Source organism: Corallococcus sp. CA054B (assembly GCF_003611625.1).
Classification (GTDB): Bacteria; Myxococcota; Myxococcia; order Myxococcales; family Myxococcaceae; genus Corallococcus; species Corallococcus coralloides.
In genome coordinates this window covers 48576-73271 of record NZ_RAVY01000018.1, presented here as the reverse complement: position 1 = coordinate 73271, position 24696 = coordinate 48576, and the positions used below count along the sequence as shown (strand labels likewise).

Annotated in this window: 19 protein-coding genes; 5 read left to right on the top strand and 14 right to left on the bottom strand. The window is 69.2% G+C overall.

Annotated features, from left to right (window positions below; all coding sequences use genetic code 11):
* Window positions 1-123: 123 nt before the first annotated feature.
* The 3 genes from D7V80_RS07205 to D7V80_RS41685 form a co-directional block, all read right to left on the bottom strand.
* Window positions 124-1683: a mucoidy inhibitor MuiA family protein gene (locus tag D7V80_RS07205; RefSeq protein WP_120587456.1), complete on the bottom strand. Its 1560-nt coding sequence runs from the start codon at window positions 1681-1683 to the stop codon at window positions 124-126.
* The gene (locus D7V80_RS07200; RefSeq protein WP_120587455.1) at window positions 1683-3896 is read right to left on the bottom strand and encodes a DUF4139 domain-containing protein; all 2214 of its coding nucleotides are present in this window, start codon (window positions 3894-3896) and stop codon (window positions 1683-1685) included. The genes D7V80_RS07205 and D7V80_RS07200 overlap by 1 nt, the downstream gene beginning before the upstream one ends.
* Before the next feature lie 126 nt (window positions 3897-4022).
* Window positions 4023-4175: a hypothetical protein gene (locus D7V80_RS41685; RefSeq protein WP_158616567.1), complete on the bottom strand. Its 153-nt coding sequence runs from the start codon at window positions 4173-4175 to the stop codon at window positions 4023-4025.
* A gap of 126 nt (window positions 4176-4301) precedes the next feature.
* Here D7V80_RS41685 and D7V80_RS07195 point away from each other — a divergent pair, with 126 nt between their 5' ends.
* The gene (locus D7V80_RS07195; RefSeq protein WP_120587454.1) at window positions 4302-5294 is read left to right on the top strand and encodes an alpha/beta fold hydrolase; all 993 of its coding nucleotides are present in this window, start codon (window positions 4302-4304) and stop codon (window positions 5292-5294) included.
* Here the strand turns inward: D7V80_RS07195 and D7V80_RS07190 are convergent.
* From D7V80_RS07190 to D7V80_RS07180, 3 genes are read right to left on the bottom strand one after another with little or no spacing between them, the layout of a single operon-like run.
* Window positions 5260-8583: a helicase-related protein gene (locus tag D7V80_RS07190; RefSeq protein WP_120587453.1), complete on the bottom strand. Its 3324-nt coding sequence runs from the start codon at window positions 8581-8583 to the stop codon at window positions 5260-5262. The two genes, D7V80_RS07195 and D7V80_RS07190, sit on opposite strands and share 35 nt — an antisense overlap.
* Window positions 8580-10466: a phospholipase D family protein gene (locus tag D7V80_RS07185; protein WP_120587452.1), complete on the bottom strand. Its 1887-nt coding sequence runs from the start codon at window positions 10464-10466 to the stop codon at window positions 8580-8582. The genes D7V80_RS07190 and D7V80_RS07185 overlap by 4 nt, the downstream gene beginning before the upstream one ends.
* The gene (locus D7V80_RS07180) at window positions 10453-11676 is read right to left on the bottom strand and encodes a DUF6361 family protein (RefSeq protein WP_147447005.1); all 1224 of its coding nucleotides are present in this window, start codon (window positions 11674-11676) and stop codon (window positions 10453-10455) included. Before D7V80_RS07180 ends, D7V80_RS07185 begins: the two co-directional genes overlap by 14 nt.
* Before the next feature lie 324 nt (window positions 11677-12000).
* Between D7V80_RS07180 and D7V80_RS07175 the strand changes: the two genes are divergently transcribed.
* Window positions 12001-13110, top strand: a complete 1110-nt coding sequence (locus D7V80_RS07175; protein WP_233585197.1) for an extracellular solute-binding protein — start codon at window positions 12001-12003, stop codon at window positions 13108-13110.
* A 91-nt stretch (window positions 13111-13201) separates the two neighbouring features.
* Here the strand turns inward: D7V80_RS07175 and D7V80_RS42170 are convergent, their stop codons facing one another.
* Window positions 13202-13588 (bottom strand): hypothetical protein, encoded by a 387-nt coding sequence (locus D7V80_RS42170; protein WP_199738417.1) that lies wholly within the window; start codon window positions 13586-13588, stop codon window positions 13202-13204.
* Between the two features lie 59 nt (window positions 13589-13647).
* On the opposite strand from D7V80_RS42170, the gene D7V80_RS07165 reads away from it, so the two are divergent.
* The gene (locus D7V80_RS07165; RefSeq protein ID WP_233585196.1) at window positions 13648-16194 is read left to right on the top strand and encodes a PAS domain S-box protein; all 2547 of its coding nucleotides are present in this window, start codon (window positions 13648-13650) and stop codon (window positions 16192-16194) included.
* Here the strand turns inward: D7V80_RS07165 and D7V80_RS07160 are convergent.
* From D7V80_RS07160 to D7V80_RS07145, 5 genes are all read right to left on the bottom strand, one after another.
* The gene (locus D7V80_RS07160) at window positions 16191-16736 is read right to left on the bottom strand and encodes a D-alanyl-D-alanine carboxypeptidase family protein (protein ID WP_120587449.1); all 546 of its coding nucleotides are present in this window, start codon (window positions 16734-16736) and stop codon (window positions 16191-16193) included. The genes D7V80_RS07165 and D7V80_RS07160 overlap by 4 nt on opposite strands.
* A 121-nt stretch (window positions 16737-16857) precedes the next feature.
* Window positions 16858-17259 (bottom strand): MGMT family protein, encoded by a 402-nt coding sequence (locus D7V80_RS07155; protein WP_014397512.1) that lies wholly within the window; start codon window positions 17257-17259, stop codon window positions 16858-16860.
* 88 nt (window positions 17260-17347) lie between these two features.
* Window positions 17348-18151 (bottom strand): hypothetical protein, encoded by an 804-nt coding sequence (locus D7V80_RS07150; RefSeq protein ID WP_233585195.1) that lies wholly within the window; start codon window positions 18149-18151, stop codon window positions 17348-17350.
* On the bottom strand, window positions 18148-18420 hold the full coding sequence (locus tag D7V80_RS42625) for a hypothetical protein (RefSeq protein ID WP_233585194.1): 273 nt from the start codon (window positions 18418-18420) through the stop codon (window positions 18148-18150). The genes D7V80_RS07150 and D7V80_RS42625 overlap by 4 nt, the downstream gene beginning before the upstream one ends.
* Before the next feature lie 31 nt (window positions 18421-18451).
* Window positions 18452-19285 (bottom strand): alpha/beta fold hydrolase, encoded by an 834-nt coding sequence (locus tag D7V80_RS07145; RefSeq protein WP_120587448.1) that lies wholly within the window; start codon window positions 19283-19285, stop codon window positions 18452-18454.
* An 89-nt stretch (window positions 19286-19374) separates the two neighbouring features.
* Between D7V80_RS07145 and D7V80_RS07140 the strand changes: the two genes are divergently transcribed.
* Complete coding sequence (locus tag D7V80_RS07140; protein WP_120587447.1) at window positions 19375-19728, top strand: hypothetical protein; 354 nt, start codon at window positions 19375-19377, stop codon at window positions 19726-19728.
* Entirely contained in the window at window positions 19725-19991 is a 267-nt protein-coding gene (locus tag D7V80_RS07135; RefSeq protein WP_120587446.1) for a hypothetical protein, read from the top strand. The genes D7V80_RS07140 and D7V80_RS07135 overlap by 4 nt, the downstream gene beginning before the upstream one ends.
* A 159-nt stretch (window positions 19992-20150) precedes the next feature.
* On the opposite strand, the gene D7V80_RS07130 is transcribed toward D7V80_RS07135, so the two are convergent.
* Window positions 20151-23360: a tetratricopeptide repeat protein gene (locus D7V80_RS07130; protein WP_233585193.1), complete on the bottom strand. Its 3210-nt coding sequence runs from the start codon at window positions 23358-23360 to the stop codon at window positions 20151-20153.
* Between the two features lie 249 nt (window positions 23361-23609).
* Window positions 23610-24419, bottom strand: coding sequence for a hypothetical protein (locus D7V80_RS07125; protein WP_147447004.1), 810 nt, complete (start codon window positions 24417-24419; stop codon window positions 23610-23612).
* Window positions 24420-24696 lie beyond the last annotated feature (277 nt).

Genomic DNA, 24696 nt, shown 5'->3' with positions numbered 1-24696 from the left:
CAGCCCACGCCGCTCGGCCGCCGTCAGTTCCAACGCTCGGTGCTGGTGGGGCACTTCGCCGCTCCTTCCGCATAACCGGAGGAGCGGCAACTCTACCCCCTGACAGGACTTACTTCCTCTGGCTTAGATGCCCGCGACCTTCGCGGCGCTGGCCACCGTGAAGCCGAAGGCCACCGTCTGGCGGGAGCGCGGCGGCACGCTCAACTCGAAGCGCACGATGCCCTCGTCACTGACCTTGGTGGGCGCGGGCTTCGTGGCGTCCTTGAGCAGCGCCACCTCCACGGCCTCCACCTCCGACACCGGCATGCGCTCCTCCACCGCGAGCGCCGCGGGCTTCGCGCCCATGTTGGAGACGAACAGCTTCACCTTCTGGGTGCGCGTGCGCCGGCCGGTGATGCGGGCGACCTCCTCGCCCACGTCCACCTGCCTCGACACGCGCAGCGAGTCCTCGCTGCCGAAGCCCAGCTTCACGCGCTCGCCCCGGCCCGCGAACTTGAGCTGCGCGCGGCCCACGTAGCCGTTGGCGCGCACCAGGTCCACCGGCCCCGCGAGCAACACCGCCGGCCCCGTGTTGTCGAACTTCGCCACGCGGTGCACCAACGGTGACTGCTCCGGGCAGGCCACCAGCTCCGAAGTGGCGGGCGACGTGAACGCGAACAGCGCCACGCGGTGCGCCTCGCCATCCGACGGCACCGTGGCCTTGTGCGGCGCGGACAGCGTCACCGCTTCGCCGCCGTCGTCCATGCCGGGCAACGCATCCGCCGCCTTCGTCGCACCCGCCTCGCCCGTCTCCTGGAGGGACTCCTCGCGCATGGAGACATCCACCACCTGCTTCTCGCGCGACGTCTTCTCCCGCAGGGAGAGCCAGTCCTCCGTGAGCCGGGGGGGCGTGGCGCCCAGCGTGGGCCGCGCCGTGGAGAAGGCCAGCGTCACGTCCTTCCACGGCTCGCCGGTGTTCTGCCAGACCACGGCTTCGCACTCCAACTTCACCGAGGACGCCGCCTCCGCGAGCCCCAGCACCGCGCGGTAGGCCGGCCTCCATGCGGCGCACGGCACCAGGTAGCTGAGCGTCAACGTCGCCTCACCGCCCGCGGCGTGGCTCACGTCCAGCTCGGCGCGCACGTCCAGCTTGGGCTCCGGCACCTCCGTGCGGGACAGCACGTCGCGGCTCTCCTGGATGTGCTGACGCTCCAGGCGCCCCAGCTCACGGCGGGCCTGCCGCAGCTGATCGTCGGCCGCGGTCTGCTCCTGGCGGACCGTCGCGAGCTGTTCCTTCCACTTCGCCGGATCCGCCTCACCCGCGCCGGTGCGCTCGGAGATGGCGCGGAGGATGTCCCGGCGCGCGGTCTCCAGCAGGCCGTGCTTCGCCTCCAGGCGCCGCACCTCCGCCTGGGCGCGTGCCAGCACCTGCTCGCGTTCGAAGGCGCGGCGGGCCAGCTCCGAGTGGTGCTCGCGCAGCGCTTCGGGCAGCACCGCGCGCATCGAGCGGCGCAGGCTGGCCTGGGTCACCATGCCGCCGGTGAGCTTCGCCTGGAGCGAGCGGTCCACCGCCACCGCCGGAAGCCCGTCCACCACGAGACGGCAGGGGCCCGAGGGCAGCGTCACCGTGCCGCTGCGCTCGACGAGCGCCCGGTCCTCCAGGACCGTCACCTTGACCAGGGGCAACAGAATGGAAGTGCGCATCACGTCCTCCGGTTCCCGCCGTTCAGCATCTTGCTGGCGGGCAGCTTCACGACCCACGTCGCCTTCATCGAACGCTTCTCTCCAGCGGGGACGCTCACGCGCCACACCCGCTCGCCCTCCACCGCCTCTTCACCCGGCAGCGGCGTGGGCTTCTGCCAGGGCGGCGCCACCTCCGCCTCCTCCACCTTGATGTCCTTCTGGGAGTCGGGGACCGCGCTGATCCGCTCGGAGATGGCGATGTTCGCGGCGCGGGTGAGGTGGTTGGCCACCTCCACGGAGACGTGGTGCGTGAGCACCGTGCTGTTGCCGAACATGCCGCCCGAGGCCTCGTCGAAGCGGGTGTTGCGCGCCACCTGGAGCGCCTCCTCCACGCCCAGGCCCAGCCGCTGCGTCTCGCCCGGCCCCAGCGTGGGCATGGGCGACGTCATCAGGAACTCGTCGCCGAGCGTCACGTCCACCGGCCCCGCGAGCAGCGGATGCGGCGAGGCGTTGTCCAGGCGCACCGTGCGGAAGACGCGCGGCTCCACGGAGGGCACGCACACGTATTCGGCCTTGAGCTCCAGGGGCACCGTCAGCATGGGCACGGTGTGCCACGCGCCATCGGACGGCACGTCCGCGACGGCCTCCGCGTCGAAGCGCGCATCGAAGTGACGGGCGGAGTCGTGCGGTGGCACGGCCCAGGTGGGGGGGGCCACGCTGTTCACGGACTCGGCGATGACGAAGGCCTGGGCCTCCAGGCGCACCACCTCCACCTGCACGTTCACCGACGTGATGGACAGCATCGCCTGGGAGACGAGCGCGGAGCGGGGACGCAACCGGCCGCGCTGCGCCTGGGAGGCCGCGGGGGCCAGCGTCAGCGAGTCGTAGTCGAACAGACGGTCCGCCGGCTCCAGGCCCGCCGCGCTCCGGAACTCATCGCCGGCGCCGCCCTCTTCTTCATCCATCGCCTCATCCGCCATCGGGGCGTCGTCGAGGTCTTCCTCCACGACCGCGCGCTTCTTGCTGCGCAGGCGGTCCATGCCGCCACCGCCGCGGGCCGAGGGCATGCCCTGTGCCGGGACACCGCCGGTGACGCTGCGTGAGGGACGCGACGCGCCCAGAAAGGCCCCCGAGGACTTGGGTGCCGCCGCCATGGGCGCCGGCGGAGGAGGCGCGGACACGCTGGGCGGTGCTCCGGGCGCGCCACCGAACGAGGCCGATTCCTTGTAGGCCTTCTCCTGCTCGTACGCGCCTTCCAGCATCGGCATGGGCGGCGGTTGGGGCTTGGGGAGGACCGGCTCCGGGCGGGCGGCGTGCAGGGCGTCGTAGCCCGCGAACAGCTCCTCCAGGCCGGGCGCGGGCTCACGCCACCCCGAGCGCGCGGGGGCCGGCTGGCTGCGTCCGATGCGCAGTGACTTCAGCTCCGGCACCTCCGCGCGCCGCTCCAGGCTCGCGGTGGAGACGGCGAGCCGCACCCCCATCCAGTCCTCGCCGGTCCGCTGGACGACGGCGGCGCGCATGCGCAGCGTGCCTTCCTCCAGCGTGCGCGGCAGGCGCAGGTCATAGGTGGGCACCCAGCGTGCGCCGGCCACCGCGTACTCCAGCACCAGCCGCGCGTCCGCGTTCGCGGCGATGGGGCCGGACAGCGTCAGCAGCGCCGCGCGGAACAGCCGGGTCCGGTCCACGCTCCGCGCGGAGGACAGCTCCTGGACGCGGCGGCGGCGCAGCTCCAGCTCGTTCGTGGCGTCGCGGTGCTGGCGCGCCAGGTCCAGTTCCTGGGACTGAAGCTCCGCCAGCTCCGCTTCCACGAAGCCCGTGAGGGACAGCATCGAGGCCAGCGGTGCCTCGCGCGGGGGCTGCCCCTTGCGCGCGGCCGGCCAGGTGGGAGTCAGGCCGCGCAGCGCCGCGATCTCCGCGCGAACCCGCTCCAGCCGGCCATGCACGGCCGCCAGCGTGGCCTCCGCCGCTTCGAGCGCGTGCTGTTCCGCGGGCAGCTCCGACTCCGGCGGCATCCGCACATCGAACGTGGGCTTGAGGTCGCGGACGAGGAGGTCCGGCGGCCCCTCCACCACCCGGGCACGCAGCGAGCCCGTGCGCAGGGCCAGCGGCAGGCCGTCTACGCGGACCTGACCGGGCAGGTGTCCGTTCTCGGGGGAGAGCACGAACGCGCGCGTGCACAGCGCGCCCTCGGCGTGAACGGTGACGGATTCCAGGACGGACGGTACGACGCGCATGGGCCCCCTCTTCCGTGAGAGGCCCGCAGGCTACTCCGGGGCCGCCGTGAATGGCGAACGAGGAGGCGCGGGGCGATGGCTTTCCACGGCGCGGATCACGCACCGCGCTGTGGACGCCGGGCGAGCTCAGAACGCGCGGTTCACGGCGTACGCGCAGATCCTGTGCTCGGCCTTGTATGTGTTCGCGCCAGGGATGCCGTCGAACTCGGTGGTCGTCTGCGGGAGGCTGCTCGAACCGCCGCCCTTCGCTTCACCTTCCACCGTGCCAATGGCAGACACGTCCAGCCATCTGTTGCCGGGGGATTCAGTGAGGGGTGAAAAATTTCGCTGAAGTCTAACCGGGCATGATTTGCAGACTTGAGTCCCGTTCCTTTGTCGCGGTGGGCCGTGCAAAGGTTTCCGCCCATGCGAACGTCCTGGCTTCGTCTGTCGTGGGTGCTGCTGCTCTCCGCTTGTGCGACCACTCCGCCTCCGCCGCCCGGCGGCGCGGCGGACCCACTGCACCAGGTAAGCCGGGTGCGGGTGGCCCCGGACGTCGAGCTGGAGGTGCTCGACTATGGCGGCAAGGGGCCGGCGCTGGTGTTCCTGGCGGGAGTGGGGAGCACGGGCCACGTCTTCGACGTGCTGGCGCCGGAGTTCAAAGCCACGCACCACGTCTACGCCTTCACCCGGCGCGGCTTCGGCGCGTCGAGCTGGCCGGCGACGGGTTACGACAGTGCGACGTTGGGGCACGACGTGCTGGCCGCGATGGAGGGCCTGGGACTGAAGAAGGCGACGCTCGTGGGGCATTCGCTCGCGGGGGATGAGCTGAACTGGATGGGCCTGAACCATCCGGAGCGCGTGGAGGCGCTCATCTTCCTGGACGCCACGGACAACAAGGGGGAGATCGCCGAGTTCCTGAAGCCCGGTCCGCTGCCGCCGCTGCCGTTCACCGTGCTCGACGGGCAGCCGTCACGTGAGGCGGTGGCGGCGCTGCTGGCGCGCGACCTGGGCGGCCCGTTCCCGCCGCATGAGATTGATCAGGCGTATGAATTCGATGCGGGCACGGGCGCGTACCTGCGCTACCGCCGCTTGCCGGAGGCAACGGAGCAGTGCATCCGGGGCGCGGCCTTGCCGGACTACGCGAAGCTGAAGGGCCCGGTGCTGGCCATCTCCGACGACCAGGCCTTCGCGGGCTGGGTGGAGTTTCTGTCGAAGGCGGAGAGCGTCCCCGCGGACCTGCGCGAGCGGGCCCGGGTCTTCCTTCCGGAGCTGCGTCAGCACGAGGCCGCGCAGGACGCCCTGCTCAAGAGCCTGCCGAACTGGAAGGTCGTGACGCTCCCGGGCGCGGGGCACTACCTCTGGCTCCCGCGACAGGCGGAGGTCATCTCCGAGATGCGCGCGTTCCTTGGGCGGTGATATCCGCCGCGAAGGGCGACAGGTCGATGCGTGTCGCGGCGAGCGCCTGTTCCAGGACCTGGGGATCCACGGTCTCGACCAGGTAGTTGATGAGGTCGTCTTGCCGTGGCTGACCAAAGGCCATCCTGTAGATGGCGAGTGATCTGGACAGGCGCTCCGCCCGCTCGAACTCACGGCTGAGCGGGAGCGCCAGGACATGTCGCTCGATCCGCGCGCCATCGTCCACGGGGTAGACCCAGTACGGAACGATGTCGGTCGCTCCCTTCGGACGCGCCTGGCGCGCCTTCTCGAACATCACCTCCCAGACGTCCGTCGCCGCGGCGTTGAGGGCCTCCAGTCCGTGGATCCGCGCCACGTTCTTTCGGATCGCATGTCCCTTGTACCGGTGGACCCGGCCCTCGCGCTGCTCGAGGTCCACCGGGTTGCCAGGCAGATTCCAATGCACCACCGCATGGCAGTACGCGTGGAAGTCCAGGCCCTCTTGTCCCACCGAGGTGGTGGCCACCACGAAGGGCCAGAATGGAGAGTTGAACGCCTTGCGCACGGAGTCCGCGCGGGTGGCCACCTGCCCATCGTCGGACTTTTCGTCCCCGAACCTCAGGGCGAAGTGGCAGCGCATGCGGTGGGTCTCCTGTTGGACCGTCCGTCCGCCCTGGCTCGGCTCCACGTCGTAGGTCGTCAAACTCGCGGTGCGCAGTGACAACGCCTCCGCGATGTTCTCCGCGATCTCATGCACCCGCTCGGCGGCGCTCCCCGTATGCAGTCCCAGATGGTCTCGGAGCACGTGCGCATACTCGTCCAGCACGGCCTGCAGGCAGCCGTCCACCGCGTAGCGGAGCACGGCCCTCCAGTAGGGCAGGTCCCTGGGCTCGGCGACCTCCCGGTGCAGCATCTCCGCGAACTCGGGCTGGTTGAACAGGGCCCGGAATGCCCAGGCCGCCATCGCCGCGGCATCCCGGATGCGCATGCCCTCCGTATCGGTCAGCGCATCGGTGCGAAGCTCGAGGACGCGAAGCATCGACCTGAGGAGCGTGACGCCGGGGGCCGCGATCGCCATCTCCGCGAGGACGTCCACGAGGTCGTCAGGCCGGCGCCCCAAGGGCTCCCCCTCACCACGCAACATCTCCCGCGCGGCCTCCACGTGGGCGTGCCACGAATGCTCCGCCTGCTCCGGGTCGCTCGTCCCCATCCACAGCTCTGGCAGGTCCGCACGGTCGAACCACTGCCCGGTGGTGTCCGGATCGATGGCTCGATCCAGGAGGAGGGGCGCCGCCCAGTACCACCGCTCGTCCACGCGTCCTTCATGGGGCGCGGAGGGCAGGCGCCTCAAGGCGACCTCGAGCTGCATGCGGGCCGCCGCGAGCACCTCGTCGAGCTCGACGAGCCCCTCTGCCGGCGCGCCGTCACGATACGACTCCGCCGCGAAGCGCACGGGGTCGCAGGCGCGAGCGAGGAAGACACTGGGGTAGAGCAGGGCCAGGATGGGCATGCCCGTCGGGCGCCCGTCCGTCACCTGGAAGCGAAGGGCCGCACCCCGGCGGCGCCGTCGCTCGGAGGAGTAGCCGTCGCGCTCCTCGCGCCCGTACATCCGCCGCTCGGCCTCGTAGCTCAACAGTGCCGCGATGGCCCTGGGCGCGAACTTCCAGGAGGAGAAGACGAGCCGCTTGGCGACCTCGCTCGCGCCCGGCTCGGCCCAGGCGCCGCGAAGCCGGTAGTAGGCGAGCGAGGGCTGAAGCCAGAGCAGGCGGTGCGCCCCGCGCCCGAGGGTCTGTGCCACGAGCTCTCGCATCCGGGCATTGCCCAGGTCGATCTCCGCGTAGCGCTCGATCGCGGCCCAGGGGAGCCGCAGGTTGCCAGGGGCCGTCAGCGCCCGGGCCAGCTCGAGTCGCGCCTGACCGTCCTCGCTCCGCTCCAGGAGCGTGCGCTTGAGCTTGTAGCCCTCATCCATGTAGTTCAGCGCGTACGGGGTGCTCTTCCAGTACTCGAGCGTGTCGTGGTGGTCGCACAGCCGGGCGACCTTCTGGAGCGCGAGGTATCCCAGCGCGTCGTCGCGCGTCAGCCTCGCGCTGGATGAAGGAACCGCCTTGAGCATGCCGTTGCGGTCGGGCGTGGAGGCCAGCCGTTCGGTCCGCACCATCACCCGCCGCAGCCGGTCTTCCAGCTTCCAGCGGACGGCTTCGAGTTCGCTCCGCCGCTCCGCGTCTCCCAGCGCCATCAGGCCCTGTCGGTATTGCTGGAAGAGCTTGTCGATGTCGTCAGCCCCCTCAACCTTCCGTTCGAGGAAGCGGAGCGTCCGGGCGAAGTCTTGATAATGGTCCTCTCCGCCCGCCTCGCTGGCGGTCGTGTACATCTTGTACGGAGTCGCGGAGAGCAGCAGGGTCCGCACGCCCTCGAAGTCGAAGAGCGCGCGCGCCAGCTCGCTGGCTTCATCCTGTCCATCGAGCAGATGGCTGAAGCGCTGGAACTCGTCGAGGACGACGAGGTCGGGCTCCAGCGTCGCGACACAGCTGGATGCGAGCGCCGAGCGCAGCTCTCCCACCAGTCGGGAGCGCAACCGGGACGTGGCGACGTCCGGCTGGCTCCTGGAGGTGGAGTACGCCTGCCGGAGCTCGTCGAAGCGCGTGCGCAGATCCGGCTCACCCCGTGCCCGGGCCTCCGCCGCACGCTTGTCGAGCTCCTTCGCGAAAAAGCGGGTGCTGTCTCCCGTCGGGTCGAAGTCCGCGAGCCGGGTGTTCCGGACGCGCTCACGGAAGCGCTCGCTGTCCACGCCGCCCTGGAGCACGTTCATCGCGGTCGCGCTGGTGCCCAGCCCCCACAGCTCGCTGAGCATGGCGTGCAGCAGGAGGCGTTCCTCCACGTGCCCCAACCCTCCGCCCAGGTCGAACGACGTCGCTGGCGTGAAGGAGATGAAGTTGACGCGGGACGGTGAGTCCTTGAGTCGCTGAGCCGCCTTGGGGAGCAGCGTCAGGCGGGAGGCGAGCGTGACGTGTTCCCCCTCGAGCTTGAGGCGGCTGACGTTCTGGCGTGCGATGTCCGCGTTGGAGCAGATGTAGACGACATCCAGCCGGTCCACCCGGCCGCGGAGGTGCTGGACGGTCCGCGCAATGACGCCCTTGGCGATCATCGTCTTTCCCAGCCCCACCTCGTCCGCGACGAGGAAGCGGCCGGAACTCTCCGGGAAGAAGAGGCGCTCGAAGACGTAATCGACCGTCTCCCGCTGGAAGTCCTTCAGGCCGCGCAGCGCCCGCTCCGCTTCGGCCAGGATCTCCGTCTCCGATGAGCGGCTCACGCTGCCACCTCCCCCGTCAGGGACTTCCTCGCTGCCCAGAGCGGCTCCCATGCCGCGAGGAAGCCGTCCGGCAACAGCCGCCGTCCTTCCTCGTTCGACAGGAGGTCCTGCACCACTTGATGGATGGCATCCAGGCGCGCCGGATCCCGGTCCAACGTCCGGATCATGGCTTCGAGGAGCGGCACCTCCGTACCAGCGCCAGCGCCGGTGCCCAGACCGGCCGGGTCGGCTCCCGTCATCTCCAATCCCGCCAGGCCCTCCAGGATGTCCAATGGGTCCGAGGCCAAAAGCATCCGCAGGAAGCGCAGCACCTTGGCGGGATCATCGAGCATCGACTGGAGGATTCGCGCGGCGCGGTTCGCGGGGGCATTCTGGAGGATCGCGGTGACGACGAAGACGGCTTCGGCCCGCTGGTCCCCCACGGTGGTGATCAGGGAGAACGCGAAGAACGCCGTGAGCGCCTCGAAGCTGCGCGCCGCGAAGTCCACGCCCGCGTGTCCTGCATGCGACTCGAGGGGGCGCGCGAAGGTGTCCCGGGGAAGCGAGATGGGCCAGACGCGCACGGTGAGGTCCGCGGGAATCACGACCGGCCCCGCGGAGCGCAGGCGCGTCGCGAACCCGTCGGGGCCCTCCGTGACTTCGGCGATCCAGGTTACCCGGCCCAGCTGGCTGCGGGCGACGCGCAGTCGTTCCTCCAGGGCCTTGGCGGAGGGATCCTCCTCCGCGGGCTTGTCCGGCGGAGTCCATGAGGCGAGCAGGGCGCGCAGTCCGGGCTCTCCCTGGCGACCGTCGAGCAGGGCATCGATGCCCACCTGGCTCTTCTTCCCCGTCAGCTGCACGAGGAACTCGACGTTCTGGTGGAACGCCGCGCTCGTGGCATTGGCCGAGCCCGTCCAGACGTGAGCGTTCCAGCCCTCGTCCTGGACGAACAGCTTGGCGTGCAGTCCAGACGGAGGAGGTGAGTCCTCGCCTCCGCGAGCGGGCGCCTCTCCCGTGTCGCCGAACTCCAGCATCTCCGCGCCGTCGTGCAGCACGTGCACTTCGAACGGCGCGAGGCTTTCCGGAGGAAGCTTCGCCAGCTCATCCATGCGGGAGACGAGGACTCCGCCCTCCGCGAGCTCCTCGAGTGCGGGCGCGGTGACGAAGGGGGAGACGATGAGCGTGCGGGGTGCCGTCTCCAGGGGGTGACGCGTGTAGCCGGGCAGGCCCATGGGATGGAATCGCAGGTCCTCGAAGGGCGGCGGAAGCTCGAAGCGCACCCGCTCCAATTCACTGGCGATGCGCGCGACGTCGTCCAGCACCCGCTGCGGAGGCGGGCGCACGGCGAGGGAGGGGAGGGCGCGGAAGAAGTCCGCCAGCGGCCGGTTCGCGGAGAAGGCCCGCTGCCGGTCGGCCAGCTCGCCGTCCAGGACGAGCGCCGTATCCCAGGAGGGGTCGAACGTGAGGTTCCGTGAGAGGCAGAGCACCCGGTACTTCACCTCTCCCTCGCTGCCCACGAGGCGCAGCGCCCACATCTTCGGGTGGAAGACGCCGCCTTCGCTCGGTGCGTTCACCTCGACGACGGAGTCCTCCAGGTAGGCGAGGAGTCGCTGGTATCTGGGCGGCGCCGAGATGCGGGTGCTCTGGCAGAAGACCGTGGTGCGTTCGGCGTGGGCACGCACCGCCTTCAGCAATGCGAACGGGTTCAGATGCTCGCTGGCCTCCGCGCTGCTTGACGCGTCCGCCTTGCCCCCAATCCCATCGAACAGGGAGAAGGCCAGCGGCGCGGTGAGCATGGCCATCAGGTCGAGCGTGTAGGTGGTCGCGAGGGCGCGGTCGATGCGGAAGCCCTCCGGGGGCTTGAGCGCCTCGAGCAGGACCCTTCGCGTGTCAGGCGCGAGCATGGCGGCCTCCGAGTCCGGCGTGGATGTCCATCAGGATGCGAGCGGCGCTGCGCCAGCGGTAGTCCAGGCGGCCCACGCCGGAGGCCCCGTTCCAGAGCTCGAGTGCTCGCGGGTTTCCAAGCCGGGCCCGGGCTCCCTTCAACTGGCGCTCGCGGTCGCGCACCAGCCTTCGCACCGCTGCATCGTCGGCCGCGCGCAGCAGGCTCTGCCAGGGCGCGTGCTCCTGCCACTGTTCCACGAAGCGGTGGGTGGCTCCGCTCACGCGGGTGTGCTGCTGGACCAGGGACCAGAAGTCCGCGCGCTTCCAGCGGGAGAGGGCATCGCCGCGCGGCTGCAGCTCGTTCACCCAGGCCTCCAGCTCCTGACGGAAGGTCTCGGTGCGCTCGTCCTTGTGGGGACCGGGAGGAAGCTCTTCCGCGAGCATGAGGTTGTAGAGCAATGCCGCTCCGTGGAGGGACTCCGCGAGCAGCTGGCCATGGTGGAGGAGCTCCTGGATGTGGGCGGGGAACTCGGCGAGCTGGGGATGGGTCCAGGGATAGTCGGCGTCCACCGTCTTGCCTCTCAGCACCAGGAACGCGAGGAGCGACCGCGGAGCGGAGAAGCAGATGCGCTCCGCGATGTACCGGGCCTCGTCGGGACGCAGCTCGAAATCCGCGCCCTCGGGGAAGGTGTCCGGGGCCGGGGGAAGGTGGAGATGCCAGGGCGCCAGCCGCCCGCCATCGAGCGACTCTCCATCATCGTCGCGCCCGCCCTCGTCCGCCGTGTGAAGGCGCTCGAAGTAGCGGTGGTACTCCTGCTGCGAGCTTGGATAGAGGCGGATCTTCCATGCGCCCAGGCCCTGCCAGTACACGTTGCTGGGCAGGCGCTTGAGGGCGGCGCCCGCGACCTTCCCGAGGACGCCCACGGTGTCCGCGGACTGGAGCAGCGCGTCCCGCAGGAGGATCTCCTCCTTGCGAGCGCGGGCCGTGACCTTGTCCGCCGTCACACGCTTCTCATGCAGCTGGCGATACATCCAGGGCACGAAGAGGAAGTAGCGCGCACGGGTCTGGATGGTGCTGGTCCCCGGGAAGAGCAGGTCCGCGAAGGTGTCACGGATGGAGCCGAGCCCCAGCTCGTCCCGGGTGTCGGTTTCCTTGAAGCGGTCCACGGCTTCGAGCACGCGCCGCCGATCGTGCTCGGAATGGTCCAGCCACGTGAATGTCGACGGCATCAAACCCCCGGGGAGACGAGGCACAAAGGCTATCGCGATTCTGGCGCGCGCCAGAGGTGCCTCGACGGCGTTCGCATGGGTGCAGGCAGACCCCGGTTGCCGAGTGTCAGAGGCCACCGGTGAGAGTCTTTATGAGCCGCAGGGCCCGCCGTTGAAATACCCACTTTGGGTAGATTGACGCGCGCTCGCGAGGCAGCGGGCATCCCTTCACAGAGGTCACCTGCAATGCGTTGGAGAGCCCTGATCTGCCCCGCCGTCCTGGTCCTGAGCGCCTGCTCGGAGTCATCCGATCCCGATCCCACTCCCAAGCGTCCGCTGAAGGCCGTGCTGTTCCCATACATCCCCGACTCGGCGGGGGACGGCTTCGCCCGTCTGGAGCAGCGGCTGGAGTCCGACTTCGAGGCGGCCCATCCGGACATCGACCTGGACGTCGTGTTCGACGCCAACCTGGATGTCTATGACCTGGATGAGGGCGGGACGCTGAACCAGCTGCTCGGCACGGGGACCGGGGCCGCCCAGGTGGTGGAGGTGGACACGCTCATCCTCGGCTCGCTCGCGGAGAAGAAGTGGATCCAGCCAGTCGCACTGGAAGCGGGCGTCGTGCATGCCGCGGCGGAGGAGGCCGTCAGCATCGGCGGCGAGAAGTACGGCGTGCCCACCTACCTGTGCACCTACGTCGTCTATTCGCGGACCACGAACATCCGGTCCGCGACGGACAGCGCCTCGCTCGCGCGAATCCTCCGTGAGGCCTCTCCCGGCAAGCGCCCGCTGGCGGCGAACCTCAATGGGAGCTGGACGCTGCCTTCCTCGTACATCGATGCCTGGGCGGACACGCATCCGGGGGATGCGCTCGCGAGCGCCGTCTCTCTGCCGCTCGACTCAGCGACGGTGAGCGCGTTCGCGGACGTCGTCGACAGCTGCTCGCTCGAAGCGGGCGTCAACCCGTGCCTGGATGGCAGCTACGCGGACAACACGGTGGCGGAAGTGGCCTTCGCCCAGGAGCAGGCCAACGGCTTCATGGGCTACACCGAGCGCCTCTTCTACATCCTCCAGTCACAGCCTTCGATGCCGCTCCCGGAGGTCATCTCGGTTCCGCTGGGCGCGGGCTCGGCCCCGGCGGTCTTCGTGGATGCGCTGGTGCTCAACGCGAACTGCACCGGGACGTGCGCGGAGGATGCCCGGGCCTTCACGTCGTTCATGCAGGACCCCGGAACGCGCAGCCTCATCGCCTTCAGCGAGGACGGCCCCCAGGGCACCCGGCCCCGCTACCTGCTCCAGGCCAACCGCGCCTTCTATCAGCAGGAGCCCGCACGCTCCGACCCCATGTACAAGCAGTACGAAGCCCTCCTGAGCGGCGCTCGGCCCTATCCCAACCAGCGCTTCCCGGAGAACCGGAAGGCGCTCCAGGCGGCCCTGCTCGAAGCCCTTCAGTGAGCCTCAGCGCCTGGGCCGAAGCGGCAGGGTTGCTTCACCGGCCGCCGGCCTGGGCGCGAGGACTTCCGTGGTCGAATCGACTTCGAGCTGCTCACGGGCCCAGCGCTCTGGGAACCGCGAACGCAGCCAGCCGGCCAGGCCCACCGCTGGCAACTCCTGGCGCGCCAGCTCCAGCGCCTCCACGGAGCACCCGTGAGGCTTCGAGTGCGTCCGCCCTCTCCACGGACTTCACCTGCCCCGGGGCCGGAGGTATCACCCGCGCCAGGTTGCCCGTGAGCAGCTCGAAGAGGACGCAGCCGAGCGCGAACAGGTCCCCGGAGGGAGTCGCCTCTGCGCCCTCCATCCGTTCGGGAGGCATGTACGCCAGCCACAGCTGGACGCGTTGCGAACGCACCGCCACCCACGTGGCGAAATGCACCAGGGCGAGCATGGTGAACGCTCCGCTGAGTGCCAGGTGCACCATCGTGAAGGGATTCACGGTCCGGAATCCTGGTCGTAAGCAGGGATTTCTTGTCCAACCCGTGAGCAAGGAATGGGATGACAGTGCCTCCTCAGCGGCTGCCCTTGGATGCCCGGCCGCCGTTCCTCCGCGGGGAGGGCGACGTCTGGCACATGGGCGGGCGAGCCCCCATCGTTGAAGAGGGAAGAGTCCGTCCCCCCTTCACGCGTCCCATGGCCCGCCTGCACGACAGCCCAGCGCCTCCACCCCAGCGGGCCCCGCCGCCCGAACACGGCAGCCTCCTGGATGCCGTGCTCGCCAGCATGGGGGAGGGGCTGCTGGTGGCGGACGAGCACGAGCACCTCGTGTTCCTCAACCCCAAGGGGGAACGCGTCCTGGGCATGGGGCCCACCGACGAGCCGGTCAGCCGGTGGCCGATGCATTATGGGCTCTACCTGCCGGACCAGGTCACGCTCTATCCGTCCGAGCTCCTGCCCATGAGCCGGGCCCTCCGGGGCGAGGCCGTCAGCCGCGCGGAGGTCTTCCTGCGCAATGCCTCAAGGCCGGCAGGGACCTGGCTGCACGTCAGCTCCAGCCCGGTTCTCGATGGGGCCGGCCGGGTGCGCGGCGGCGTCTCCGTCGTCAGCGACGTCACCGACTTCAAGCGGGCCGAGGACGCGGCGCGCGAGGGCGCCGAGAAGTACCGGTCGCTCTACAACAGCACGCCCGTGATGATGCAATCCATCGACCCTCGCGGGCGGCTCATCAGCGTCAGTGATTACTGGTTGAGCACACTGGGCTATGAGCGCGCGGAGGTGCTCGGGCGCGAGTCGGTGGAGTTCCTCACGCCGGAGTCCCGGCGGTACGCCCGCGAGGTCGTCCTGCCCGCGTACTTCAAGACGGGGTGGTGCAGGGACGTGCCGTACCAGATCGTGAAGAAGGGCGGGGAGGTCATCGACGTCCTCCTGTCCGCCATCGTGGAGCGGGACACCTCCGGAAAGATGGTCCGTTCGCTCGCGGTGCTGAACGACGTGACCGAGCGGAAGCGAACGGCGGAGGCGTTGCAGGAGAGCGAGCAGCGGCTGCGCGCCATCCTGGACAACGCACCGACCGTGTTCTTCCTCCTGGATACGCAGGAGCGCTTCCTGTTCGTGAACCGCGAGTGGGAGCGGCTCTTCCACCGCACCCGGCAACAGGTCGCCGGCAAGACGGTCTTCGACGTCTTTCCCCCGGACATCGCGGAGACGCTGCACGCGGCCAACCAGGACATCGTCCAGAGCCGGGTTCCTGTGCAGCGGGAGGAGCGGCTCCTGCACGACGACGGGATCCACGTCCACCTCACGCAGAAGTTCCCGCTGCTCGACGCCAATGGGGTGGCCTACGCGCTCTGTGGAATCGCCACCGACATCACCCAGCGAAAGCGCATGGAGGTGTCCCAGCAATTCCTGGCCGAGGCGAGCCGGGAGCTGGTGGCCTCGCTCGACCTTGAAACCACGCTCCAGCGAGTCGCCGAGCTGGCGGTGGCCCTGCTGGCGGAGCTGTGTGTCTTCTTCATGCGGACGGACGGCGTGGGCCTGCGGCCGGTGGCGGTGGCGGACCGTTCGCCGGCCCGTGCCGCGAGCGTGCGGGAGTTCCTGCGAAGCCACCCGCTGGATCCGAATGCCCACCACGGTCCGGCCCGGGTGCTGGCCACGGGAGAATCGGAGGTGTCCGAAGCGTCACAGGGCCTGTGGGATTCCCAGGCGCTGCCGGAGGAACTGAGCGCGCTCCAGGACCGGCCTTCGCTGGGAGTGCCGCTCCAGGCGCGAGGCCGCACCCTGGGCGTGCTGTACCTCCTCTCTCCCGAACCGGGGCGCACCTATGCACCGGAGGAGCTGACGTTGACGGAGGAGATCGGGCGAAGGGCCGCGTTCGCCATCGACAATGCGCAGCTCTATTGCTCGGCGCAGGAGTCCATCCGCGCGCGGGACGAATTCCTGTCCATTGCCTCCCATGAGCTGAAGACCCCGCTGACCTCCATGCGGCTGCGGGTCCAGCAGATGGAGTCCGTGCTGCTCATGGGGACGCGGCCGCTGTCCACGGAGCGAATGACGCGGATGCTGGAGGTCTTTGAAGATCAGCTCCAACGCCTGTCGAATCTGGCGGACCACCTGCTTGACGTCTCACGTGTCCACGAGAAGCGGCTCGACCTGCGTATGGATGAGCTGGACCTGGTGACGGTCGCCCGGCACATGGCGGGCCACGTCGAGGAGTCGCTCCAGAAGGCGGGCTGCGAGTTCGAGCTGGTGGCCCCCGAGCCGGTCTGGGGCCGCTGGGATCGCCTGCGGATGGAGCAGGTGATGCTCAACCTGCTGACCAACGCGATGAAGTATGGCGCGGGGCGTCCCATCAGGATGGAGGTCGCGATGCACGCGGGCAGGGCGCGGCTCATCGTCGAGGACCACGGCATGGGCGTTCCCTTCGAATCCCAGACCCGCATCTTCGAGCGCTTCGAGCGCGCCGCCTCCCTCAACTACGGAGGGCTCGGGTTGGGGCTCTTCATCACACGGCGCATCGTCGAGGCCCACGGCGGAAGCATCCGCGTCGAGAGCGAGCCGGGGCACGGCGCGAAGTTCATCGTGGAGCTGCCGCCTCACATGGCCTAGCTCGCGTCCTGGCGGACCATGACGGGCGTGGGCTCCACGTCCAGGGGGCGGCCCAGGCAGTCCTTGCCGTCCTCGGGCGCGGAGGTGCTCTTCGGCCGGTACTCCCAGTGCCACGGCTCCGACGCCACGGTGCGGCGGAAGCCGAAGCGGCACGCGTTGCCCGCGAGCCAGTCATACGTGGGGGACGCTTCCTCGCTGCCCACCACCAGGTCCACCGCGAGGCCGCGGTTGTGATTGGAGCGGCCCGGCCGCGCGGCCTTGGGCCCCAGGCCCTTGCGGTAGCGGCGCCACAGGAAGCGCTGCTGCTGATACGAACGCCACCCGCTCGTGACGAGCAGGGGCTGTCCCGCCGTGCGCGCCTCCGCGGCCATGCGCTCGAAGGCGGCTGCCGCGTCGCGGTGGAGCCGGTGGCCGCTGTGGATCCGCACCAATCGCGGTGCCTTCGCCTTGGCCCTGCGGACCTTGGCTTCCTTCGCGAACCCGACGGGGGCCAGCAGACAGATCAGGAGCACGAGGCCCCAGCGGAGCAGGGGAGAAGACATTCTTCGGAGGTCCAAGCAGTGGGCGAGGACCTGAGGCTGCCGTCTTTATTCCGCTCTGAAAAGCAGGCGAGCCGCCGAGCGCTTTCCCCTCGTGTCCGGCCGCCCGGACGGTCCGTGAGGACTAGAAGAGCTTGAGCTGCGCAGAGGGTGCGGGCGCGTCCCGCGGCGGTAGCACGCTGAAGCCGTGGGCGCGTGCCCAGGCCTCGCTCGGGCCCTTCCAGTGGTGCGCGTCCATGCGCACGTGGCCCGCGTCATCGAAGGCGACGCCCTCGGCCTCCAGCAGCTCGCGCTGGCGGTGGCCGGAGGTGCTGATGCCTCCTGTGCGGTTGATGATGCGCTGCCAAGGCACGCTCGCCGCTCGCGACCCCAGCGCCGCCATCGCATGGCCCACGGTGCGCGCATCACACGCCCCGCCGACGATGGTGGCGATGTCTCCGTAGGTGGCCACCTGTCCGGAGGGCACCTGTTCGCAGACGCGGTAGATGCGCTCATACGGGTCCTGCGTGTCGGTGGGGGATGCCATCGGGTCTCCGGGCTGGGGCTGCCAGAATCCTACTCATGGCATCCCCCGATGCACGCGAAACCCGAGGCATCCGACAACCCCGGGGATGCTAGGCCGCCACGGCCTGTCGCTCCTGTGACGGAGCGCCGGCTTGATTGAGCACCGCCCATTCCTGACGCAGGCGCTCGTACAGCGCATTCAACGGCTGGCCCGGCGCTTCGTACTGTCCGGCGTGGTGCTCCACGATGTGGCGCAGGAGCACGTAGCAGATGGTGGCCGCGCCCGCGGACTCCACGGCGGTGAGCTGGCCCGCGTCCGTGAACCAGAGCGTGGTGGGCATCTGACAGGCCTGCGTGCCCACGGCCACCAGGTGCGCACCGGGTTTCAGCCATGGGTGCTTCGCGAACAGGTTGGGCCGGTCCACCGTGAGCGCGGTGATGAGGTTGGAGATGCGCCGGTCCTTGAACCGCGAGTCCCCATACACCTGCCCGAACACGAGCCCCCGCACCCGCTTCATGAACACCTTGGACGTCAGCGCCAGCAGCGACGTCGCGCGGAGCACCAGCATCTGCGCGAACTCCGGCACGGTGAGCTTCTGGAACGACGGCCAGACATCCAGGTCCATCTGCCGCTTCACCAGCGTGATGACATCCGTCAGCCGCGCCCGCACCCAGACCAGCGCCGTCGCCACCGACGCCGTCAACACGCCGGGGATGAGGTAGAGGAAGTAGTCCCTGGGCTCCCAGTTGCCCTCGCGGGCGGTCTCGAACCCGCGCCACGCGAGGATGGCGGCGGAGAGCAGGGTGAGGAAGAAGAGCCCATAGGCCAACCAGGAGACGCCGTTCAGTGTCACCCAGCCGCGCTTCGTCGGGTTCTCCGGGACGTTGTACATCTCCGGGCTCTGCACACTCACGTCGGAGATGACCAGCGTGGGTTGAAGATGGCCTCTTGGAACTGGAGCCCACCCGCGCCCAGGACCTCACCGAAGCGCCGGTCGCCCAGGAAGTCGGGCCGGGCGTAGACGTCCGCGGCGGACCGGATGTGGCTGGCCCACGCATGGCTGCCGTGGTCGCGGTTGGAGGTCAGTCCGGTCAGGGCCTCCGCGATCACATTCGTTCGCAGCAGATACGCGGAGAACGTCTCGTGAAACGCCTTGAAAGGCTTGCCGTCCAGCTGGCTCACTTCGACCGGCCGTGTCCTCCGTGAGGAATTCCTAGCCCTCCGCGGCGTCCAGGTGCTCCTTCAAGAGCGCGTTGACGCGGTCCGGGAAGCGCAGGGGCACGCCGTGCGAGGCATGGGGAAGCTCCACGAAGCGGGCGCCCGGGATTCCCGCCGCCAGGGCCTGCCCGGCGGTGGGGGGCGCGATGGGGTCGTGCGTGGCGCTCACGACCAGGGTCGGCAGGCCCGCCAGCCCCGGGAGGAACGGGGTCGCGTCCGCGCTCCGCATGGCCCGGAACTGGCGCATCACCACGGGCGGTTGATCCGCGAGGTCATGGTCGAACAGCTCCGCGAGCTGCTCCGCCAGCGCATCCTTGTCGGCGTGGGCCAGCTCCTCGGGCGCCAGCACCATGCGGAGGAAGGCGTGGCGCCGCATGCGCCGCGTGCCGACCTGGGTCCGCAATCCCATGAGCAGCAGGCCCGGCGAGAGGCGGGTGGGCACCGCGCCCGTCGCGAACGTGCACAGCAGCGCGAGGCTGCGCACCCGCTCGCGTGCCTGGTGCGCGAGGTACAGCGCCACCAGCCCGCCCAGCGAGTGCCCCACCACGTGCGCGCTCTTCCAGCCCTGCGCGTCCATCAAGGCAAGCACGTCGTCGGCCATCATCTCCACCGTGAGCGCGTCGCCTGGCGGCTGGCTGGCGCCGAAGCCCCGGTTGTCCAGGCAGAGACACCGGAAGTGGGAGGCGAGGCCCTCCACCTGCGGCCGCCATCCCGCGGCGCCAACGCCGACCCCCTGGATCATCACCACCGGAGGACCGTTTCCCTCCACGAACCAGCTCAGCGAGCAGCCCCGGTACAGGGTGCTCTGTCGGCGGTAGGCGAGGCTCATGAGGGCTCCTGACGCAGGGAGGCGCGAAGGCTAGCTTGTCCCCGGGGTCACTGGTGCTTCGGTTGGGAGATGGGTCAGGCTTCCATCCCATGCCAATTCCTTCCTCGCATCGTCGCAAGGTCGCCTCGACGGCACTCTTCTGCGCGGGACTCGCGCTGGGCTGGCCCCTGTTCGCGGGCGCGAAGCTCCAGGGTGGGGTGTGTGATCCGCTGAATGATGAAGCCGACGGCATCCGGGTGCGGCTCGTGTCGGCCACCGCGGATGGTGTTTCCATCATCCCCGCGCAGGGCACGGGCCCCATTGGCGCCGTCTACAACGTGTGGGCGGTGCGGCCGGAGGCGGGAGCGACCGGAGACTTCGCGAGGGCCACGCTCTTCGAGGCCGAGCCGACGGAAGGCACGGGAGAGCTCTACCGGAACCTCAGCCTCCAGAGGCAGCCATGAGGAAGCTTGGCATCGTGCTCGCGGGCATGCTGACGAGTGCCCTGGCCTCCACGCTGTTGACGGCCTGCTGTCCGGACCGCCCTCCGCGCGTGGTCTTCAGGCTTCCCTTCGGAAACTACGCAGTGACGACGCCCACGGCGGACACGAACTATCGCCTCTTCCTCTCCGAGGACGGCGCCACCGTGGTGGAGACCTTCGAGCGCGGGGGCAAGGCCTACCGGCAGGAGTATCGGGTGACGGAGCGGCAGCAGACCGACATCTAGGGACGGTGTAGAACCCGACGGTGTTCCACGTCGCCTGGTTGTCGAACCCGCCAAGGCACGCGGACTGCCAACCCCAGCGGGCAATGCCGAGCGGGGCGCGGGCGAGCCTGGGGGCACGTCCGGCTTGCGCCTCACCGTCACCCTTTCAATGCCATCCCTTCAGGGAAGCTGGGTGGGCTTCGCGCCCGGAAGGGATGGGGGGGCAGGCGCCAGCGCACGCAGGGGTGCGTCGCTGCCCACGGTGATGAAGGGGGCCCAGTAGTGGGGATGGGGCCACGTCCGCCGGAAGGAGCGCATCGCCTCGCGCATCGCCGTGGCCCTGCCCTGCCCCGCGAGCAGGTTGCGGTAGTAGGCCTCCATCAGGGGGTGGGTCGTCCCGTCGTTCACCTTCCAGAGACTCATCACCACCGTCTCCGCTCCTGCCACGACGAAGGCGCGGCGCAGGCCGTACACGCCCTGGCCCAGCTTCACGTCGCCTCGTCCGGTTTCGCACGCGGACAGCACCACGAGCTGGGTGCCCCACAGGTCCAGGCCCGCCAGCTCCAGGGCCGTTACCATCGCGCTGGACGCAGGAGCCCTTGCCGCGTCAGGGGCGGCGGAGGACGCCCCCGCCAGGATCAGCCCCGAGCGCAGCAGCGGATCCGGAGCGGGGCGCGAGAAGACTCCATCTCCCAACACACCAAAATGGACCACGGCCCTGGAGTCTCCGGGCGCGGCGGCGTCGTCGAGGAAGAAGCCGTGGGTGGCCAGGTGCAAGACACGAGGCGTGGACAGGTGGAGCAGCCGCTCCTTGGTGGCTTCGGGACCGAGGAAGAGCTGTGCCTGGGGGATGAGCCTTTGAATGTCCTTGGCCTCCGCGCGACTGCCCGGGAGCGGTGCCCATGGGGTGGCGGCGATGTCCTCCGCGCGCGCAGTGGAGAAGAAGCGCTCAAGGGGGGCGGAACGCTCTACAGGCGAAGGGGCCCGGGGCGCGGTTCCAGATGCGACCTGAAAGTCCGGATCGGCGAAGACGACGACGGACGACACCGCGGAGGTGTCCTGGGGACGCCGCAGCAAGTCTTTACCGGAGGTGAGGTACGTGAAGTCCCAGGTGTCGACCAGGAATTCGCGTCCGTCGTGGAGCGCGGCGAAGGGGACAAGCCCCAGATGTCCGTCGGGCGAGACGAAGAGCCGGCGGGTGTTGCCCAGCAGCGGCATCAGGGGCCGGAACGCGATGTCGTGGAGCGCCCGGGCGGATACGTGTGACCGGGCATCGCGGCGTGCCAGTGCGTCGCGCAGGCGCATGGCGGCGCGGTCGATGGGCGCCGCCGGGCCCAGGTCCAGGGCCCGCGTGGAGGCGTCAGGGAAGAGCACCAGCGCCAGGTAGCGCAGGCGGCCCGGCTTCTTCGCGCGGGGCTTGCCTGGAGTGGGGAAGACGGGACTGTCCTCGGAGACGATGAACTCGATGAGGGCGCCATCTCGCGGGAGAGAGGCGGCGACCCGGTCGACGATTTCGGCGGCGGGTGGAAGCGCGGTGAGCGCGCGCAGGGGCGCGGAGCGTTTGGCCAGGTCGGCCTCCAGGGCATCACCCTGGTCGGCGAGCGACTTGAGGCGCTGCTGGTAGTCCGCCGGAGTGAGTTCGCCGGGGCCCTCGAGCGAAAGGGCGGCCCGTTGGGTACGCAGGCTTCGCAGCCGCTCGAAAGTGTCGCGATCCCTGGCTCCCAGACTTCGGGAGAGGCTGCGGGAGATCTCCGCGGTTTCCTCGACGGAGCGGCCCTTGCGCAGGAGCACGGCGCTGAGGGCCAGACGCCGCACACTGGCGTCCTGGGGCCAGGCGCGCAGCACGGCGTAGAGCCCCTGCTCGTCCGCGCGCAGGAGTTGGAGGAAATGGGCCAGTCGTGACTCGGAGAAGTCGAGCGCCTCCTGGCGCAGCCGCTGCTCGGAGATGCCAAAGGCGCGCGTGAGGAGCGGTAGGGCGCCGGTGAGGCGATGCCGGGCCAGGTGGAGCAGGGCGAGGCCGTGGAGCGATTGAGTGATGCTGGGATGGGTGTCGCCGAGCGTTGCTTCCTGGATGGCGAGTGCACGCTTCCAGAGGGGCTCGGCCTGGTCATACCTTCCTCGGGCCAGGTGGATCCTGGCGAGGCTGGCGAACGAGGAGGCCACGAAGGGATGGGTGTCGCCGAGCGCCGCTTCCTGGATGGCGAGCGCGCGTTTCAAGAGGGGCTCGGCCCGCTCCTCATTTCCTCCCTGGTCCAGATAGGCGTTGGCCATGTTGTGGAGTGAAGAGGCGAGGTCGGGATGATTCTTGCCGAGCGCCACCTCCCGGAGGGCGAGCGCGCGCTGATGGAAGGTCACGGCCCGGTCGTACAACCCCTGTTCCTTGGCCAGGAGTGCGAGGTTGTCGAACGAGGTGGCGACGAGAGGGTGATTGTCGCCGAGCGCTGCTTGCAGGATGGCGAGCGAGCGCATGAAGAGGGGTTCGGCCCGCTCGTACAACCCCTGCTCCATGTACAGCAGGGCAATGTTGTTGAGCGAGAGGCCGACTTCGGGATGATCCTTGCCGAGGGTCTCCTCCCGAATGGCGAGCGCACGCAGGTGGAGGGGTTCGGCCCGGCTGTACAGCCCCTGTCCTGAGTAGGCGTTGGCGAGGTCGTCGAGCGAGGCTGCCACATGAGGGTGTTTGTCTCCGAGGGCCGCCTCGAAGATGGCGAGCGCGCGCAAGAAGTGGGGCTCGGCCCGGCTGTACAGCCCCTGACCCACGTAGAGGTTGGCGAGGCCGTGGAGCGATGCGGCGACATCCGGGTGGTCGTCGCCGAAGGCCTTTTCCCGGATGGCGAGCGCGCGCAGGAAGAGGGGCTCGGCCCGCTCGTACAGCCCCTGGTCCTTGTAGAGCAGGGCAAGGTTGTTGAGCGATGTGGCGACACTGGGATGGTGGTTGCCAAAGGCCTTTTCCCGGATGGCGAGCGCGCGCAGGAAGAGGGGCTCGGCCCGGCTGTACAGCCCCTGGTCCAGATAGAGGTTTGCGAGATTGCCCAGCGTTCTGGCGACGAGGGGATGTGCGGCTCCAAGGCCCGTCTCCCGGAGGGTGAGTGCGCGCAGCAAGAGAGGCTCTGCCTGAGCGTACAGCCCCTGGTCCTTGTAGAGGATGCCCAGGATGGTGAGCGTCAGGGCAACGTCCGTGTGGTCCTTGCCAAGCGTGGCTTCCCTCAGGGCCAGCGCGCGTTGAAGCAGCGGCTCCGCATGGGCAACGTCGCCTTGCCGTTGATAGAGTTCCCCTACGAGGTCCAGAGCGCTGGCGATGTCTGGATGCGTGCCTCCAAGAGCGGACTCTCTCAGCGCAAGCGCCTGCGCGGCCGGCCCATGCGCCTCGGTGTAGAGGCCTGCGTCCATGAGCTTCGTCGCCTCGTCAAAGTTTGCCTGCGCCTTCCGAAGCCTCTCATCCCCTGGTTCCTCCGCTGTCGCCGCTCCCGCCGAACAGCAGAGCACGACGATCACCATCCACCTGAGCATGCGCCTCATGTCCCCCTCTTGAACGCAGACATTCTCAGTGAACCCCAGTTCCTCGGCGATGTCACGCGGGGTGCGAGCCGGCAGAGAGTGAATGCCGGCTCACACCTCAAAAGGGCACGCTAGACCCACTCAGGGCCGGTACTTGCAGAGCGTTCCGAAGCTCGCGACGTTGCTCCAGGGATACGCCGCGCTCGGACCGCATGCCAGGTACTCGTCCAGGGAGGCGATGTGTCCGGTCGACTGCGCCTCGGTGAATGAATTGCCCCCGCTGCGCTGGAAGTTGGCGCGGAAGCAGGCGTCCTTGGACCCGTAGCCATCGTAGTTGGTGGACGGCAGGCAGCCGTTGTTGCTGTTGTATTGAGCGACCCACCACTCGAGTCCGTCGACATCCGCGCAGCGCTTGAGATCGGAAAGGTACCAATTGATCCACTTGCTCCGCACGGGATCCGAGTGGGAGCACACGAGGGTGTTCCCCGTGGCGGACACGGTGCTGACGATCTTTCCGTCGCAAGAGCCGCCCACCCACTGCCACGTGCCATTGTTACAACGGAGCAGGGCCGAGCCGCTGCGCTCGGCGCCGGACGCCTGGACGGAGACGCTGAAGGTATCGCTGGTCGCAGGAACACTCGCACTGCAGAAGTAGGTCCCCTGGGTGTTCACATTGGAGTTCCATGCCGATTGCGGCTGGTTCCACGTCGCGGTGCCGGCTGAGCAGGACCAGCCGGCCGAGTGCACCGGTCGCTCCGGCGATTGCCCGGAGTCAATTTCCGATTCGCCTCGATTGTCAGCAGTTGGCGAGAAGCCTTCAAACACAGCCTCGGATTCCGGTGACTCCAAACCCTCGGTGTTGGCGCCAGTTTCGGCCCCGCAGCCTGCCAGGAGAGCTCCGACCAGGGCTGCACTCCACACGCTACGGAACGCCAATGAATGAATTCGCATCTTTCCCCTCAAGTGATGGTGGATACCGACGTGCCAGCTTTGACGGAGCCGGGTCCAGCCACCCGCATCGGCGATGGCGGCGGAGCCCATTCCGTCGAAAGGAAAGAGCCCGCTCGATCGAAAATCATGCAAAGAATTCGCGGACCGCCGGTCAAGCGGGGTTCTTGTTAGTCAAATCAGGTACTTCCGTCGCCACAACGCATGACTCCCTCGTGTGGGCGCGGGCGGTCAGTTTGGTTTGGAGTTGATGCGAGCTGCCATCGATTGGGAGTTCGAG

What these genes read in the sequence shown, in the direction of transcription:
- D7V80_RS07205 (WP_120587456.1), bottom strand. Translation starts at nt 1,683, where the DNA reads ATGCGCACTTCCATTCTGTTGCCCCTGGTCAAGGTGACGGTCCTGGAG.
- D7V80_RS07155 (WP_014397512.1), bottom strand. Translation starts at nt 17,259, where the DNA reads ATGGCATCCCCCACCGACACGCAGGACCCGTATGAGCGCATCTACCGC.
- D7V80_RS07165 (WP_233585196.1), top strand. Translation starts at nt 13,648, where the DNA reads ATGACAGTGCCTCCTCAGCGGCTGCCCTTGGATGCCCGGCCGCCGTTC.
- D7V80_RS07145 (WP_120587448.1), bottom strand. Translation starts at nt 19,285, where the DNA reads ATGAGCCTCGCCTACCGCCGACAGAGCACCCTGTACCGGGGCTGCTCG.
- D7V80_RS07140 (WP_120587447.1), top strand. Translation starts at nt 19,375, where the DNA reads ATGCCAATTCCTTCCTCGCATCGTCGCAAGGTCGCCTCGACGGCACTC.
- D7V80_RS07180 (WP_147447005.1), bottom strand. Translation starts at nt 11,676, where the DNA reads ATGCCGTCGACATTCACGTGGCTGGACCATTCCGAGCACGATCGGCGG.
- D7V80_RS07200 (WP_120587455.1), bottom strand. Translation starts at nt 3,896, where the DNA reads ATGCGCGTCGTACCGTCCGTCCTGGAATCCGTCACCGTTCACGCCGAG.
- D7V80_RS07135 (WP_120587446.1), top strand. Translation starts at nt 19,725, where the DNA reads ATGAGGAAGCTTGGCATCGTGCTCGCGGGCATGCTGACGAGTGCCCTG.
- D7V80_RS07160 (WP_120587449.1), bottom strand. Translation starts at nt 16,736, where the DNA reads ATGTCTTCTCCCCTGCTCCGCTGGGGCCTCGTGCTCCTGATCTGTCTG.
- D7V80_RS07185 (WP_120587452.1), bottom strand. Translation starts at nt 10,466, where the DNA reads ATGCTCGCGCCTGACACGCGAAGGGTCCTGCTCGAGGCGCTCAAGCCC.
- D7V80_RS07195 (WP_120587454.1), top strand. Translation starts at nt 4,302, where the DNA reads ATGCGAACGTCCTGGCTTCGTCTGTCGTGGGTGCTGCTGCTCTCCGCT.
- D7V80_RS07125 (WP_147447004.1), bottom strand. Translation starts at nt 24,419, where the DNA reads ATGCGAATTCATTCATTGGCGTTCCGTAGCGTGTGGAGTGCAGCCCTG.
- D7V80_RS07130 (WP_233585193.1), bottom strand. Translation starts at nt 23,360, where the DNA reads ATGGACGCAGGCCTCTACACCGAGGCGCATGGGCCGGCCGCGCAGGCG.